General features: G+C 30.9%; 16 protein-coding genes. 6 read left to right on the forward strand and 10 right to left on the reverse strand.

All coding sequences use genetic code 11. The features are described 5' to 3' along the window. Positions 1-15: 15 nt before the first annotated feature. The gene (locus tag BFJ87_RS17120) at positions 16-186 is read left to right on the forward strand and encodes a DUF6747 family protein (protein ID WP_333780843.1); all 171 of its coding nucleotides are present in this window, start codon (positions 16-18) and stop codon (positions 184-186) included. 137 nt (positions 187-323) lie between these two features. Here the strand turns inward: BFJ87_RS17120 and BFJ87_RS02290 are convergent, their stop codons facing one another. The 3 genes from BFJ87_RS02290 to BFJ87_RS02300 form a co-directional block, all read right to left on the reverse strand. After that, positions 324-1,325, reverse strand: coding sequence for a DUF4837 family protein (locus BFJ87_RS02290; RefSeq protein ID WP_077399331.1), 1,002 nt, complete (start codon positions 1,323-1,325; stop codon positions 324-326). Positions 1,326-1,347: 22 nt separating this feature from the next. Continuing rightward, on the reverse strand, positions 1,348-2,967 hold the full coding sequence (locus BFJ87_RS02295) for a lytic transglycosylase domain-containing protein (RefSeq protein ID WP_077399334.1): 1,620 nt from the start codon (positions 2,965-2,967) through the stop codon (positions 1,348-1,350). Between the two features lie 115 nt (positions 2,968-3,082). After that, complete coding sequence (locus BFJ87_RS02300) at positions 3,083-4,273, reverse strand: phosphoglycerate kinase (protein ID WP_077399337.1); 1,191 nt, start codon at positions 4,271-4,273, stop codon at positions 3,083-3,085. A 275-nt stretch (positions 4,274-4,548) separates the two neighbouring features. Between BFJ87_RS02300 and BFJ87_RS02305 the strand changes: the two genes are divergently transcribed. From BFJ87_RS02305 to BFJ87_RS02315, 3 genes are all read left to right on the forward strand, one after another. Next, positions 4,549-5,700: a DNA polymerase III subunit gene (locus tag BFJ87_RS02305; protein ID WP_077399340.1), complete on the forward strand. Its 1,152-nt coding sequence runs from the start codon at positions 4,549-4,551 to the stop codon at positions 5,698-5,700. Positions 5,701-5,704: 4 nt separating this feature from the next. Continuing rightward, a complete protein-coding gene (locus BFJ87_RS02310; protein ID WP_077399343.1) occupies positions 5,705-6,106 on the forward strand; it encodes a DoxX family protein in 402 nt (133 codons plus the stop codon). 151 nt (positions 6,107-6,257) lie between these two features. After that, positions 6,258-7,247, forward strand: a complete 990-nt coding sequence (locus BFJ87_RS02315) for a phosphotransferase (RefSeq protein ID WP_077399346.1) — start codon at positions 6,258-6,260, stop codon at positions 7,245-7,247. Here the strand turns inward: BFJ87_RS02315 and BFJ87_RS02320 are convergent. Both BFJ87_RS02320 and BFJ87_RS02325 read right to left on the reverse strand, forming a co-directional pair. Further along, entirely contained in the window at positions 7,237-8,481 is a 1,245-nt protein-coding gene (locus tag BFJ87_RS02320) for an RNA polymerase sigma factor (protein WP_077399349.1), read from the reverse strand. The genes BFJ87_RS02315 and BFJ87_RS02320 overlap by 11 nt on opposite strands. A 1-nt stretch (position 8,482) precedes the next feature. Next, positions 8,483-8,833 (reverse strand): YciI family protein, encoded by a 351-nt coding sequence (locus tag BFJ87_RS02325; protein ID WP_077399352.1) that lies wholly within the window; start codon positions 8,831-8,833, stop codon positions 8,483-8,485. 325 nt (positions 8,834-9,158) lie between these two features. Between BFJ87_RS02325 and BFJ87_RS02330 the strand changes: the two genes are divergently transcribed. Then, positions 9,159-10,574, forward strand: a complete 1,416-nt coding sequence (locus BFJ87_RS02330; protein ID WP_077399355.1) for a sensor histidine kinase — start codon at positions 9,159-9,161, stop codon at positions 10,572-10,574. A 128-nt stretch (positions 10,575-10,702) separates the two neighbouring features. Continuing rightward, positions 10,703-12,085, forward strand: coding sequence for a sensor histidine kinase (locus BFJ87_RS02335; RefSeq protein WP_077399364.1), 1,383 nt, complete (start codon positions 10,703-10,705; stop codon positions 12,083-12,085). 90 nt (positions 12,086-12,175) lie between these two features. Here BFJ87_RS02335 and BFJ87_RS02340 read toward each other — a convergent pair whose 3' ends face one another. From BFJ87_RS02340 to BFJ87_RS02360, 5 genes are all read right to left on the reverse strand, one after another. Next, positions 12,176-12,598, reverse strand: a complete 423-nt coding sequence (locus BFJ87_RS02340) for a hypothetical protein (protein WP_139344200.1) — start codon at positions 12,596-12,598, stop codon at positions 12,176-12,178. A gap of 46 nt (positions 12,599-12,644) precedes the next feature. Next, positions 12,645-13,328: a DUF6891 domain-containing protein gene (locus BFJ87_RS02345; RefSeq protein WP_077399371.1), complete on the reverse strand. Its 684-nt coding sequence runs from the start codon at positions 13,326-13,328 to the stop codon at positions 12,645-12,647. A 123-nt stretch (positions 13,329-13,451) separates the two neighbouring features. After that, positions 13,452-13,958, reverse strand: a complete 507-nt coding sequence (locus BFJ87_RS02350) for an OmpH/Skp family outer membrane protein (RefSeq protein ID WP_077399374.1) — start codon at positions 13,956-13,958, stop codon at positions 13,452-13,454. A 360-nt stretch (positions 13,959-14,318) separates the two neighbouring features. Beyond that, the gene (locus BFJ87_RS02355) at positions 14,319-15,146 is read right to left on the reverse strand and encodes a class I SAM-dependent methyltransferase (RefSeq protein WP_077399377.1); all 828 of its coding nucleotides are present in this window, start codon (positions 15,144-15,146) and stop codon (positions 14,319-14,321) included. Then, positions 15,124-15,627: a hypothetical protein gene (locus BFJ87_RS02360; RefSeq protein ID WP_077399380.1), complete on the reverse strand. Its 504-nt coding sequence runs from the start codon at positions 15,625-15,627 to the stop codon at positions 15,124-15,126. The genes BFJ87_RS02355 and BFJ87_RS02360 overlap by 23 nt, the downstream gene beginning before the upstream one ends. Positions 15,628-15,807 lie beyond the last annotated feature (180 nt).

A 15,807-nucleotide genomic window follows, 5' to 3' on the forward strand; every position in this document is an offset into this window, starting at 1 on the left:
ATTAAATGCACGCTCATGAAAGGAATTTTACTTTGTAAAGAAATCTATGTAAATGGATTTAAAAACCTTGGGCACTTTATTTTAAAAAACTATTTCAAGATGTTTTCTTGGTTTTGTTTTACATTAATCGTTATTGCAGCTTATGCTTTAATGTATAGAGTGCTAACCGGGTTCGCTTTTGTTTAAATAGGCAAAAAGGTTTAAACAAAAAGACACAAATTAAAAAGCTAACCAATTGCATTTAATAGTGCAATACTATGTGAAAATTAAAGGCTCCAATTTTATTGGAGCCTTTTTAGTTTTAATATGTAGTAAGTTTAAACTTAATTAGAAGCCTCCTTAGGCACAAACTTTAATGTTTTAATAATAGCTTCCAGTTCAAACATAAAGTCTCGTTTAACAGCTGCAGGAGCAAATGTAAAGCCTTCTACAACTAATTTACGTTGGTTAGCTTCATCATTAATAATATAAGATACATAAGGACCCGCCATAGAATAATTGTAGATTTCCCATCTTCCTCTAATTTCAGCTGCTTTTTTACCTCCAATTTCTGCAGGAAATACAGATGGTGCAAAAGCCTTTTCTGTATCCATATACGTACCTTCATTAGGTCCAGGAATGTATTTTTTACCTATAGAATCTCTTTTTCTAACAATATCACTAATAAAAGTTGCCTTATTATTAAAAGAGTCCCAAGGTAATTCATACACAATTAAATTCATTGTGCCGTTTTTAATATCTCTATCTAGCCATATAAAATTATCCTCTACTTTACCTATAGAATATACTGATGGTATATCCATTGTTACACCAAACATATCCTCAATACTAGTATCTTGTAACAATGAGCGTTTAAAATTACTTTGTGTTACTTGCAAATCTGTTTTATTAAATTCTGATATAATTTGATCTGCCTTTTTATTAATAGTTTCTATAAGCTCATCTTCTGTAGGAGCAACAATAACTGCTACGTTTTGAGGTCTAGAATAGGTGTTTTTATTTATGTATGATAAGCTTGTTGTATCTTTTTTTTGAACAACTAAAATAGATCTAGATTTACGAACAGCACCAGTAAAAACTGTTTCTGGTAAGTGACGTAATGTAAAAATTGGTTCATTCCAAGCAATACCAACTACAGATGCAGCAAAATGGTCTCTTACATTGTCTCCTACCTTACCTTCCCAAAGCTCATTACTCATTACTACCGTAAGTGAGTTTACTTGCCCAATAGAGGCAGGGGTAAAATCTTGCTTAGTACTTGTAGCATCTTTACATGAAATAAATGCTAAACTGATGGCAAAAACTAAAATTGAAAATTTTTTCATCTGATTAAAATTGGTTTAACGGTTATATTTTTTTTGTAGAACAATCACACAACATAATTTTTGTGCCTACTTTTAAATTCTTACCACTAATACCGTTCCAATCTTTTAAATTGTCTACAGAAATTCCAGAATATTTTTGAGAAATGGTCCAAAGTGAATCTCCAGATTGTACTGTATGCGTTTTAGCACCTGGAGGAATAGGCTTTTGTTTAGATTGTGGTTTTGCAGATGCTACAACAGCTTTAGAGTTTCTAGAAAAAATAGTTAAACGTTGCCCAACGCGTAAATTGTTACCTCGCAAGCCATTCCATCTTTTAATTTCACTAACCCTAACACCAAACTTTTCTGCAATTTTACCTAAGTAATCTCCGCTTCTAACTCTGTATCTAGATTGTGATTCTGCCTTTACTAACTGAGGTAATGGTTTTTCAATTTTTTTTAACTCTTCTTCAGCTAAAACATAAATAGCATCTTCATTAGTCACAAATTTACCCATAACACTGGTTGGTAAACGTAATGCATGGTTTCTATCTTCTTGAAAAGGTATTACATTTAACTTGTATGATGGATTTAATATTTCCAGTTCCTCTACACTTACACTTGTAAATCTAGAAATCTGATCAAAAGTAAGCATACTTTTTACATGAACCGTATCCGTTTCAAAATAAGGTCTATCTACAACCTCACCATATATTCCGTGCTCTTTAGCGTATTCAAAAATATACATTGTAGCTAAAAATGCCGGCACATAACCCGCAGTTTCCCTTGGTAAATGATTTCTAATATTCCAATAATTGGTATAACCGCCAGAACGTCTAATAGCCTTGTTTACATTTCCAGGGCCAGAGTTGTAGGCGGCAAGTGCCAAGTCCCAATCGTTATAAATACTATATAAGCGTGTTAGGTACTCACAAGCAGCTCTGGTAGATTTTATAGGATCACTACGCTCATCTACATAGCTATTAACCTCTAGATTTTGCTCCTTACCTGTACCGTACATAAACTGCCACAAGCCTGTAGCTCCTACTCTAGATTTTGCTCTTGGGTTTAAGGCAGATTCTACAATAGCTAAATATTTCATCTCTAACGGCATATTAAAATTATCTAGCTCCTGCTCAAACATAGGAAAGTAAAACTGGCTAATAGTTAGCATACGCTCCATTAAGCCTCTGTTACGAGATAGGTACGATTTTATAACGCGTTCTAAAGACTCATTATACTGTACATTAAAAGGTGTTTTAGCATTTAAGCGAGCTAGCCTAGCTTTTAATGTATCTGTTGGTAAATCTATAAAACTAACTGGTATATTCTCTATACGTTCAGTAGCAATTTTATTGTAAATAGTATCAAATAAAGAAACACTTTCTTTTATTTGTTTTAACCAAGCTTTATCATAATTAGCCGCATTATTGTAGTCTGATAATTGATACTTAGTAGCAGAAGAGTCTCCAGAGACCAGTGCAATAATAGGTTGCACTTTTTGTGGTACATCTGCTTGCTTTTTTGCAATAGTATCTACAGTGTCATTCTTTACAACACTTAAAATTTCGGTACTTACAGCCGTAGTAACAATGCTATCTTTTTCTTGTGCAAAAATAGCGGTACCAGAAAACAGTAGTACTCCTAAAAAAATACGTTTCATTTAAAATTCTCTTTTGGTTAGTTTAGTTGATTGCTTGGTAAAGTCGTGTTTTTTTATTTAAAAATAAAATTTTTAACGCTTTTTAAAGCAATCAACAATTGTGCCTAACCTTTATTTATGCAGTAATGGCTGCAATACCCGGCAAAGATTTACCCTCTAAGCTTTCTAACATTGCACCACCACCAGTAGATACATAGCTTACTTTGTCTTGAAAACCAAATTGCTTAACTGCGGCAACAGAGTCTCCACCTCCTACTAATGAAAAAGCTCCTTTTTGGGTAGCTTCTGCTATATAATTTCCTATTTCTATAGTTCCCTTGGCATAACTTTCCATTTCAAAAACACCAATAGGGCCGTTCCATAAAATAGTTTTAGATTTTAAAATTACCTCTTTAAAAATCTCTAAAGTTTTTGGCCCTGCATCTAAACCTTGCCATCCTTCTTCAATTTTATCTACATCGGTAATTTTAGTATTTGCTGTATTGCTAAACTCATCTGCTGCAATAACATCTACTGGTATATGTACCTCAACACCTTTTTCTTTTGCTTGTTTTAAAATATCTAAAGCAAGTTCCATTTTATCATCTTCACAAATAGAATCTCCTACTTGTCCGCCTTGCGCTTTTATAAAAGTATATGTCATACCTCCACCAATAATTAGGTGGTCTACTTTATCTAAAATATTTTCTATAATTGTAATTTTAGAAGATACTTTTGCACCTCCTAAAATTGCAGTAACAGGTTTTTCCCCTGTTTGCATTACCTTGTCTATAGCTTCAATTTCTTTGGCTAATAACGCTCCAAAACATTTGTTTTCTGGAAAAAACTTAGCAACAACAGTTGTAGATGCGTGTGCTCTGTGGGCTGTACCAAAAGCATCATTAATATACACATCTCCTAATTTAGATAATTGCTCTGCAAAAGCATCGCCACCTTTTTCTTCTTCTACATTAAAACGTAAATTTTCAATAAGTAATACTTGTCCGTTTTCTAAATTAGAAGCAGCTTTTTCTGCTTCTTCACCAACAGACGTAGAAACAAAATTTACTTGCACACCTAACACATCAGAAACAGTACTGCAAATGTGTTCCAAAGATAAATCTGGTACAACTTGCCCTTTTGGTCTTCCTAAGTGGCTCATTAAAACAACACTACCACCATCTTCTAGCACTTTAATTATTGTTGGCTTAGCCGCTTCAATACGGTTGGTATCTGTTACATTAAAATTTTCATCCATAGGAACATTAAAATCTACACGAATTAATGCTCTCTTGTTTTCAAAATTAAAATCGTTTATTGTTTTCATAATGTGCGCTTGTTAAATTTAGCTTAGTTAGACTTACAAACTCCAAATGTAAAGATTTAAGTAAAGCCTATAAAACCATTAACAGTATTTTTAGTATTGCCCAGTGTAAAGCCAATATCATTATCATAAAAACTAATTATAGCTTATATTTTTATGTTTTTTACATTTATTTATAAACCTATTTTAAAAACTTGTAAAATAAGCTGTTATGTTTGCTTGTATTTTTAAGCTATTGCACCATTTTTAATTTACTTCATTTGCATATCTTTGACGGTATGCAGTTTCAAGATATTTTAGGACTTTCTCACATAAAAAAACACTTATGTTTAAGTGCAGATGCTGGTCGTATACCACACGCCCAGCTTTTTGTAGGTAATGAGGGCTGCGGCACATTACCAATGGCCATTGCCTATGCACAATATTTATTATGTAAAAATATAAACGGAGAAAACACTGGCGGTATTGAGGCTTGTAATTTAAAATGTGGTAATCTATCACACCCAGATTTGCATTTCGCTTTTCCGGTAACAAACTCAGACAAAGTAAAAAGCCACGCTGTTAGTAACCACTATATGCAAGATTGGCGCGAGTTTGTAAACCACCAGCCTTATGGTAATTTGTTTGATTGGTACCGACTTATTGGTATTGAAAAAAAACAAGGACAAATTGGTGTAGATGAAGCACAGGATATTGTTAAAAAACTTACTTTAAAATCTTATGAAGGTGGTTATAAAGTAATGATTATGTGGATGGCCGATAAAATGAACATAGCCGCTGCCAATAAACTGCTAAAACTTATTGAAGAGCCACCTGAAAAAACCATATTTATTTTAATTGCAGAAGACGAAGAGCAAATTATACAAACCATACGTTCTAGGTGTCAAATTTTGCACTTTCCGCCGCTAGCAGAAAATGCAATAACTGAAGCACTAATAAAAAAAGGATTAGACCAGCAAACCGCTTTTAAAATTGCACACGAAGCAAACGGAAATTTTAACAAAGCACTAGACCTTATGAATAACGACTCTGAGGATCTTGTTTTTGAAAAATGGTTTGTGCAATGGGTACGTACAGCTTTTAGAGCAAAAGGAAACAAAGCTGCTATACAAGATTTAATTTTGTGGAGTAATGAAATTGCCAAAACAGGTAGAGAAACACAAAAGAAATTTTTGACCTATTGTATGGCTATAATGCGCCAAGCTATGTTAGTAAATTACAATACAAATGAGCTCGCTTTTATGGAAATGCATGTAGAAGGATTTAAACTAGAAAAATTTGCTCCTTTTATTCATGAAAACAATATTTTAGATATTATTACAGAGCTCGAACAAGCAATGTACCACATAGAACGTAATGGTAATGCAAAATTAATTTTAACCGATTTATCTATAAAACTAACAAGATTTTTACACAAAAAACCAAGCTAAAAAAATGACAAACGTACACGAAAATATTACTGAAATTTTATTGTTAATCTTTTTAATTATTACTTTTTTACAAAGTGGTTTTGATAAGATTACAGATTGGAAAGGAAACTTGTCTTGGTTAACCGGACATTTTAGTGAAACACCTTTAAAAAACACGGTCCCTTTACTGTTAGGAATTATTTTGGTTATAGAAGTTATTGCAGGCGCTCTTTGTGCTGTTGGTGTTATACAATTTATTTTAGACGGACAAAGTACTATGGCTATTTATGGTACAATTTTATCATGCATAACACTATTATTTTTATTGTTTGGACAACGTATTGCAAAGGATTATGAAGGCGCAAAAACTATAGTTATTTACTTTATGCCTACAATATTTCTTCTATATCTTTTAGCCAATAAATAGATTATGACGAAAAAAAATTTGAACTTTTAATGCTGTTGCTAGTTGTAGTAATGGCATTTAGTTTTTTATATTTTGAAATAACAACCTACAATTTTCTTATCCTAATTCCTGCTGCGGCATACATTGCAAGCGGAAGACTATTCTTTAAAAAATGACAAATTTTCCAGTAACTGCCTCTACTCTTTCCGCTACAGCTTTAGGCACGATGGTAAAACATCAGTATAATTTAACTGAAGATTTTAAGTGTTCTTTGTTTAGAACAGGCATAAATCACACTTATTTTTTAAAAAACATAAATACTACATATGTTCTGCGCGTTTACTGTTACAATTGGAGAACAAAGCAAGAGATTTTAGAAGAGTTAAAACTTTTAGAGCTGTTAAAGGACAACAAGCTTAGTGTTTCTTATGCATTAACAGATAAAAACAAAAATTTTATACAGCAAATACAAGCACCAGAAGGTATACGTTATGCTGTACTTTTTTCTTTTGCTGAAGGAGGAAAAGTTAGGTTTTTAGACCATCAAACAACCTTTGGCATTGGTGCGCTAATGGGAAAAATACACAACACCACTACAAATAAAACAATAGCGCGTGTTAACTATACCACAGAAACACTGGTTACCAAACCCTACAATTTTACGCTTAAACATTTTAATGCCAATTTACCTGAAATGGAATACCTTAGGGAAATAGGTAAAAAGGTAGAAGAAGCTTTTAAAAACAAAAAAATACCAGAAGGTATTGTACATTTAGATATTTGGTATGATAATATGGCCATAACAGACAATAGAAAAATTACAATTTTTGATTTTGATTTTTGTGGTAATGGTTATTTGATATTAGATGTTGCCTATTTTTGCGCACAACTTTTTCATATAGAAACAGATAAAGAAGCCTATAAACTAAAGGTAAAAGAATTTTTAAAGGGGTACCAAACCAAGACTACATTAAGCAAAACAGAGGTAGACTTAATACCTATTGCTGCAACCGCAATATGGCTGTTTTATTTAGGTGTACAATCACAAAGGTTTGACTGGTCTAACGTATTTTTAACGGAAAACTACTTAAAAATGTATTTGGGAAAATTAAAAAACTGGATAAATTTTTGTGAAGAAAACCCTATTACTTTTACACTTTAAGTAATGCATCTCTTTTTTTAATTAAATAAGTTTTCTCTGCAAAATTGGGCACATTTTCTATTGCAACATTTAAATATGATATTGCTTTGTCTTTTTTTCCCAGGCATTGGTAGTATTTGGCTTTAACACCATAAAACAAATATGAACGCTGTTCTAGAGCTTCTGGCTCCAATTTTTGTATAATTAAAAATGCTTCTTGTGGTTGGTTTAGTTCTATGAGCACCACTGCTATAGATAAAGAAATAATTGTATTTTCTTGGTGTTGCTCTAACTGTTTGTAAAGTTCTAAAATTTGTTTCCAATTGGTATCTCGAAAAGTAGTAGCTTTTATATGCTCTATAGCTATTGCAGCTTCAATATGGTAAGTACTATAATCTGGGTAGCCATTAGCTTTTTCCAAAGCATTAGTGCCTAAATTTATTAACGGTAAATACCATTTGGTTCGATCTTGATTTTTTAAATCAATACTATTAAAGTTTTCATCTACTTTGGCACCTAATCTAGCAGAGTTTAAACATAACAGCGCAAACAAAGCGTAGCTTGCACCACACCTAAACTCCTCTTTGGTTAAAATAATTTTAGTTAATCTAAGGGCTTCTCCGCATAGTTCTTTACGCACTAATAATTTATTGTGGTTAGAATGAAAACCTTCGTTAAAAATAAGATAAATAACCTCTAATACATTATGTAATCTTGCCTTTAGTTGCTTTTTAACAGGCAATTCAAAATTAATTTTTTTGGAAATTACGGTTTGCTTTGCTCTCGTTAATCTCTTTTTTACAGTTTCGGGCTTTAAAAGTAAGGCTGCAGCAATCTCTGATGAGCTAAAACCACCAATGGTTTTTAAAGCAAACGCTATTTGGTCTTTAGCATCTAATTTAGGGTGGCAAGCAGTAAATATCATTCGTAATTCACTATCCTGTATCTCTTCTTTTTCAAACAAGTTGTTAAAAGCTATTGCAGATGCGCTATAGTTCATTTTTTCTATTCGGTTTTTATCCGCATCTAACTTACGTAAAAGGTCTATAACCCTATTTTTTGCCGCTGTAGTAAACCAAGCCTCGGGATTTTCTGGAACTTTTTTGCGCCATTGTATGGTTGCTTTTGCAAAGGTATCTTGCACAGCATCTTCAATAATTTCTAAATTTTTTAATCCAAAGATTCGAATTAAAATAGAAACCATCTTTCCATACTGGTGTCTAAAAAGATGGTCTATAAGTTGTTCATTTTGCATATTACATTTGGTCAAAAACTAAAACCTCTCTAACTTCTACAGTATTACCCAAGTCAAAGTCCGGAAAATCTTGTGCAATTTTGCAAGCATGATCCAAATCTTTGGCTGTAATCATATAATAACCACCAACAATTTCTTTAAGTTCAGACGCTGTACGGTCTGTTACAATTCTGTTAGGGCCAGTAATTTGCCTAACTTCTGGGTGCAAAGCCTCGCCGTGTTTTACAACACCCTCTTTTTGCATTTTTTGGTTCCAAGCAAACCATTTTCCCATTCGCTCTTGCATTTGCTCAGGAGAAAGTCCTAGGTCTGTGTACTCTTTACCAATAAAAATAAGCATAAAATCTTTCATTCTTTTTGTTTTAAAATTAATAATTAATTCACTATCAACCCTATAACGAAACAAAAAATAATATGGGGACACTTTTTAATTCTAAATTTAAACTTTTAGTATCTTAAAATTCAACTTACAACAATTATTACAAAAAAGACTACAAAGTACTATGTATAAAACTACGGCTTAAGAGCTTATTTGTTAAAAATAACATTACATATAGTTAAAAAACAATCGTTGAATTACATAATTTTACCGTTTAACGAAAACAACACAATATAGAAAATACAAATACAAACTGTAACGTTAATAAAGTTACAAGTTAAATTCCCCAAACATAACTATGCAAAAATTGTGGTTCAGATACCGTAAATGGTATATAAATTATATTGAGTTTGAAATTACAACAAGCCATAAAGGTTTAGATTTTTTTAGAGATAAATTATTTATTTCTATACTATTATTAGTTAACTTCTTTGGTGTATTGGCATATATACCAAGCGTAATTGTGGCATACATAAATTTAGAAATGAAATTGGTTGTAATAAATACACTTGCCGTATCTGTATTACTTTTTGTAGTATTTAATAAGAGCATTACTTTACAGTTAAAAAAGCATATTTTTTCTGGAAACTTATTAATATTATCTACTCTACTCTTTATTAATAACGGACTTAGTGGTAACGGACCCTTAATTTTATTAATGACCACATCTGCAGTTACATTATACAGTGGTAAAAAAGCCGGTTTTATTGCATTTGGTTATGCTGTTTTAGTGTATGTCTGCATATTAATAAGTGTTAAACTAGGTTATTATAATTTTATACATACAACTGGTTATAATTTTACAGAGTATATGGTAATTAGTTTAAACAACTTGCTGTTTAACTTAATACTAGTTTTTTCAATTTCTTTTTTAATTACCCAATTACACAAAGCCTTACTTAATGAAAACAAGTTACAGAAAGAACTAATTGTAAAACACAACAATGCTGTTGCTGCAAGAAATAAGGCAGAACAGTCTGAGCAGTTAAAATCTGCATTTTTAGCAAATATTAGCCATGAAATTGGTACACCAATGTATGGTATACTAGGAACAACAGATTTGCTTAAAGAGTATAATAGTAAAGATGTAAGTTTTCAAAATTCATTAAAACTTATAGAAGAAAACGGAAATAAGCTATTAGATATTATTGCAGATATTGTAAATATATCCAAAGTAGAGTCTGGATTAATGCCTATTACCCCAACAGCTTTTAATATTAAAGCCTGTGTAGAAAATATTTATACAAAACTAAAAAGTGAAGTAGAAGATAAAGACTTAGACTTTACGTTAACAAATTTAATTAGCACAAATGAATCTTTAATTTATACAGATAAAGAAAAGGTTGAAGCCATTTTAAACCACTTGGTTAAAAATGCAATAAAGTATACAGAAAAAGGAAGTATAGACATTAAATGTTACTTACCAGAAGATGGTGTTGTAGCTTTTGAAATAAAAGATACCGGAATTGGTATACCTAAAGACAAATTTAGATCTATTTTTAAGGCTTTTTATCAAGTAGATACCAGCCAAAAAAATGCACTTCACGGATCTGGAGTAGGACTTGCCATATCTAAAGCGTATACCGAGATGCTTGGTGGTAAGCTAAGCTTAAAAAACAACCAAGAAGAGGGTTCTACCTTTGGATTTACCATTTGTACTCATTGGCAATGTCCAGATAAAAAACAAGATTTAAAACCTGTGTTAAAAAACTAGAAACAAAAAATGTTCTTTTATAGCTAAAATTTACTGTTTAACGAATAACAAGCGTAAGCCTTATAAAATACTAGTATAATTCTTACTTTTAGGTAGTTACGTGTGTTAAATAGTATAAACTACCTATAATGGTGCAAAAATGGTGGAAATCTTACACAAGCTGGTTTGTAAATTATAGCAATTTTAAAACAGTAAATAAAAAAAAAGGATTAGAATACTTTAGAGATAAACTATTTATATCTATACTTTTACTTACTTTTTTTATTGGTGGAATTGCTTATTTCCCTAGTGGATATGTTGCAATTGCCAGAGGGGAATTATTTGTACTTTACATAGACACATTAGCAATTTTAGCTTTAGTTGCCATTATTTTTATAAATAAAATAGACTTTGACACCAAAAAAATTATTTTTTCCTATACACTATTTGTACTTTCTTTTGGTCTCTTACTTCATTTAGGTTTTAAAGGAAATGGTAGTATACTTTTATACACAACAACATCATTAATTACATTATACAAAGGCCGTAAAGAAGGAATAAATTGGGTGCTTACCACTGTTGTATTATATATAATACTATTAACTGGGTATTATTTCAACTTATTTTATTTTCCTTTTTTTGATGATTATGATTTTGAAGTACTAGCTGTAGTTACAGTAAATAATGTGTTGTTTAATTTTATACTAGTATTCTCTATATCTTTTTTAATTAAGCAATTACACCAAGCGCTAATTAAAGAAAACAAGCTACAAAAAGAGCTTGTTATTAAACACAATAAAGCTGTGCTTGCAAGACAAAAAGCAGAAAGCTCTGATAAATTAAAGTCGGCTTTTTTAGCCAATATAAGTCACGAAATAGGCACACCTATGTACGGTATTTTAGGAAGCACAGACTTTTTAAAAGAATTGCACAAAAAGGATAAAGAATCACAAGAATATTTACAATTAATTGAAGATAATGGTAATAAGCTTTTAGCTATTATTGAAGACATTGTAAACATATCTAAAATTGAAAGTGGTTTAGTAACACTAAACAATTCTACTTTTAATATAAACAACTTAATTAATAGCGTTTTTACAGCTGCAAACTCAATAGCTAAAACCAAAGGCATACAAATAAAAAATAACAACTTAATTAGTAATAATGAAGCACTAGTACATACAGACAAAGAAAAACTTACTACCGTGCTAAAACACCTTTTAAACAATGCCATAAAATATACCGAACAAGGAACAATAACGCTAAGGTGTTATTATAAAAATTTTGATACCATAGAGTTTTCTATAAAAGATACAGGAATTGGTATTCCTAAAGACAAGTTAAGTGCCATTTTTAAAGCTTTTTACCAGGTAGATACCAGTCAAAAAAATGCGTTACACGGTGCTGGTATTGGCTTGGCTATTGCAAAAGCATATACAGAAATGCTTGGCGGAAAAATAACATTAGAAAACAACCAGGAAAATGGAGCCACATTTAAGTTTACAATAAGTGCGCAACTGAATAAAAGTTAAGATTATTATTGCACAAATAATACCAATTAGTATTTGACTAAATAATAACCAAACATAAGTACTAAAGCGGGTAAGACTCCAAAAATAATACTAATTAACAGCAAAAGGATTTTTTTCAGCAGGTAAATCTAAGTTTGCCAATACGTTATCTAAGTTTTTAAGTGATTCCTCCTCTACTTCTTTTATATGCACAACCAACTCTTTATCTGCCGTTTTTAAAATATATTGCTCTTTAGTTTTTCTAATATAGGTAATATCTTTTAGAGCAATTTTTTTTGGGAAAGCTGTCCCTTCTTTCAGAATTCCGTTTTTTAGAACCAAACAATAATTAGTAGATTTTAATATGGTTTTTACAAACCAAATAATAGCTATAACCAGTAAAATAAAGCCAAGCCACTTTATAGAATCGCTTTTTACAGTAAGATATACCGACTTGTATAATGCATAAACGACAAACAAGGATGAGAATAAAATATTAGTACGTACCTTTTTTTTAGTGTATCTGATTTTCATAAAGTAAGCTTTGAATTTAAAATTATATAGAAATTAAAAAATAGTGCTACCAAAATTTCCAGAATGGTTTTTTGTCATTTTTAAGAGTTGTTTTAGCTTTAGGTTTATGTTGATTTTCCAAAATATTAAAAACACGATCGTAATTGTAATCTACACCATCATACGCCTTTTCCCATTTAAAATCTTCTATCTCTATTCTATTTTCTACATTTCCGTTCCAGTTAACCTTAAAATTGTTCTGCACTAAAACTTTTAAAATACAGTTTGCAATGGTTTTTGTGGCCGTTTCATTGTGGTCTGTACTATTGTACCCAATATGCAATGTTCCGCTACTTAAAAGTACGCTTTCAACATCTTGCTCGTGGTAATAACAATAGCCACTTGCTTTAATGTCTAAGTTAGTTAATTCTTCAATAATTTCTAAGCAATCTCCTTCTGCATCTTGCCTAGTATAACCAGCTTTATGTAGGCTTACAATCTTTTCACTATTTAGTTGATCAAAAGCACTTACAAGCCTATTAAAATCGGTTTTAGGACCTAAACTAGCATTAATTTTTTGGTGTACTGTAAATTGTTCATGAATTTGTTGCTTTAGCCAACTTTCATCAAGCGTTGTTTCACCATAAAAAGAATCTAATAGTATTTCTAAAATATCTTCTTTGCTTGTAAAACCAAATGCTACTTGTTGTTTAACTTGTTCTAATACTTCTGTTTTTAATTCTAAGGTCATTTTAAGAGCACTTTACAGTTTTATTACACAATATACCACAAAAGTGTACAACTAATTGTATATGCCTTAAAACAAAAAGCCTCAGCATAATGCTGAGGCTTTTTATATGTGTAAACAACAAGATTATTTCTTGTAGTTATCGTTTAAGATTTTAGTAATCTCATCTGTAAGGTCATCTGCGTCTGTACCGTATAAAACGCTACCACCGTCTCCACCACCAAAAATGTATGAGAAACCGTTTGTTTTACCGTAAGCTTTAATTTCTTTTTTAACTTTAGAAACTAAGCTATCCATTTCTGTTTGGCTGCTTACTTGTAATTGTTTTTCTTCTGCTTGCAATTGCTGACCTATACGTTGGCTCTTCTGTTGTAACATACCGTACTCTTCTTGAGCTTTAGCCTGAGACATTTTTTGTGCCTTTGCCTGGAAAGCTTGTGCTTCCATCTGGAAAGCTTGCTGTACACTATCTCTCTTTTTACCAAAAGCTTCTATCTTAGTTTTAAACTTAGTTTCTAAGTCTACTTTCTCCTGGTAGTCGTTCATAAGTTTTACGTTATCTACGTAACCCAATTTACTTTGTTGGCATCCTACTAAACCGATGAATGCAAGTGCAAAAATTATTTTTTTCATTTCTAGGTTTTTAATGTAAACTCCCGAACCGACGGAAAGTTATTTAAGTTGAGCAAAAATAGAAAAGTTTTTGAATCTGAAAGAAAAACACTCTTTAGTTTTAAAATTGACTAAAATTAAATTTTAAGCAAATTTTTCAAAAAAACAAGAAAGCCTAAAATCATAGTTAAAATAAATATAAAAACAAGAATCAATACTTAATACCTATAATAGATAAACGTTATTGTTTTGTGTTCTTCAAAAAGAAAATACCTATTAAAAAGTACATTTTAACGTTAATTCTAATGGATTAAAACAAAAAAAAGGGCTTAGTACTTGATACAAGCAATAAACCCCTCTTAAATGGCTTTAAAATGCGTTTTAATCCTTTTTAAGGACATAAATAACAGAAGAATGCTCGTTGGTTCTCATTGCAGATAAATTAGAACGCAAACCTCTATAAAAAGCGGTAAACATATTTTGCTTTCCTGTTTTGTATTTTTCAGATAATAAGGAAACATAAAAAGCATCAAACAACATTGGCTTAGTTTTTATAAGTTTCATATTGTGCTTTGCAAAAATCCTTTTTATAGCTGTTTTAGAAAAATGCCATAAATGTCTTGGCACATCATAAGCTGCCCAAAACTCTTTATAAAATTTTGCGTCGTAACTTTTAAAATTTGGAACTGCAATTATTAAAATACCATCTTCTGCTAATTTAGATTTTAGCATTTTTATTTGCTCGTCTAAATTTGGCAAATGTTCTAAAACGTGCCAAAGTGTAATTACGTTATATTTTTTTTCAGGTAGTGTCTCTAAACTACTAAATAAATCTAATCCTTTATCTTTTGCTTTTTGTCTTGCGGTATCATTTGGCTCCACTCCATCACAAGTCCATTTATTGTTTTGTGCGGTAATTAAAAAATCTCCTGTACCTGCACCAACATCCAAAACAGATTTTTCTCCTTTGGTGTAATACGTAATTAACTGAATCTTTTTTTGCAAACTGTAATTTTTTACAGCTTGGTACAATTTGTCCACAACAGTTTTTTTTGCGTCTGTATGAGAAATGTAATCTTCACTCTCATAATAAACATCTAAATTTTCTGGTTGCGGTTCTGTAACCAACATATCCAATTCTTCATTATAGTTTAATGTAAAATTTTCTTGTGTTACAGAATGGTCTTTAGTTTTTAAATAAAAGTTCATTGTAATTGTGGGTAGCTAAATATTCTTTCTTTAATGCACGAAGATAGTTTAAAACTAAAGGACGTGAAAGCGAATTTTTATCCAAGCAATCTTTTCCGTCATCGTCTGTAACGCTTATGGCAATATAATAATTACCTTCTACACGTAACTGAGGCTCTTCATTAAAAAGATCAGAAGGATTGTCACTAGAACCAATAGCTCTATTTGCAACAACTCCTAAAGTAGGAGAAAGTATATCTATACTCTTGTCATTTTTTTCTACTTCATAAAAAGAAAAATAATAAGGAACATCGTTTATGAAAAAAGGAACGTTGTAAAAAACATCAATATTATATAATTGATATTTTACATCTACATAATTATAAAATTCACTTTCATCTTTTGGATCTTCAAAAATAAAAACTTGGTGCTTGGTTAATCCTCTATTAAAACTTTTTCCTTTAGCAATTTTATAATCTTCAATATTGGGAGAAACACGCAACGGAATACAAGATTGCAGAAAAGCTAAAATAACTAGGATGAATACATTTTTTATTTTTTTTGATTTGAATGCTTTTTTATCAGCAACAAAAATTGAACCAGAAGTTAGAAGTTGAAAATTGGAAAACTTAAATTATTAAAACAACAATCAAAATAAAACAAAATTTTTAAGCACTACTCC

The sequence above is a fragment of the Cellulophaga omnivescoria genome (assembly GCF_001999725.1).
Classification (GTDB): Bacteria; Bacteroidota; Bacteroidia; order Flavobacteriales; family Flavobacteriaceae; genus Cellulophaga; species Cellulophaga omnivescoria.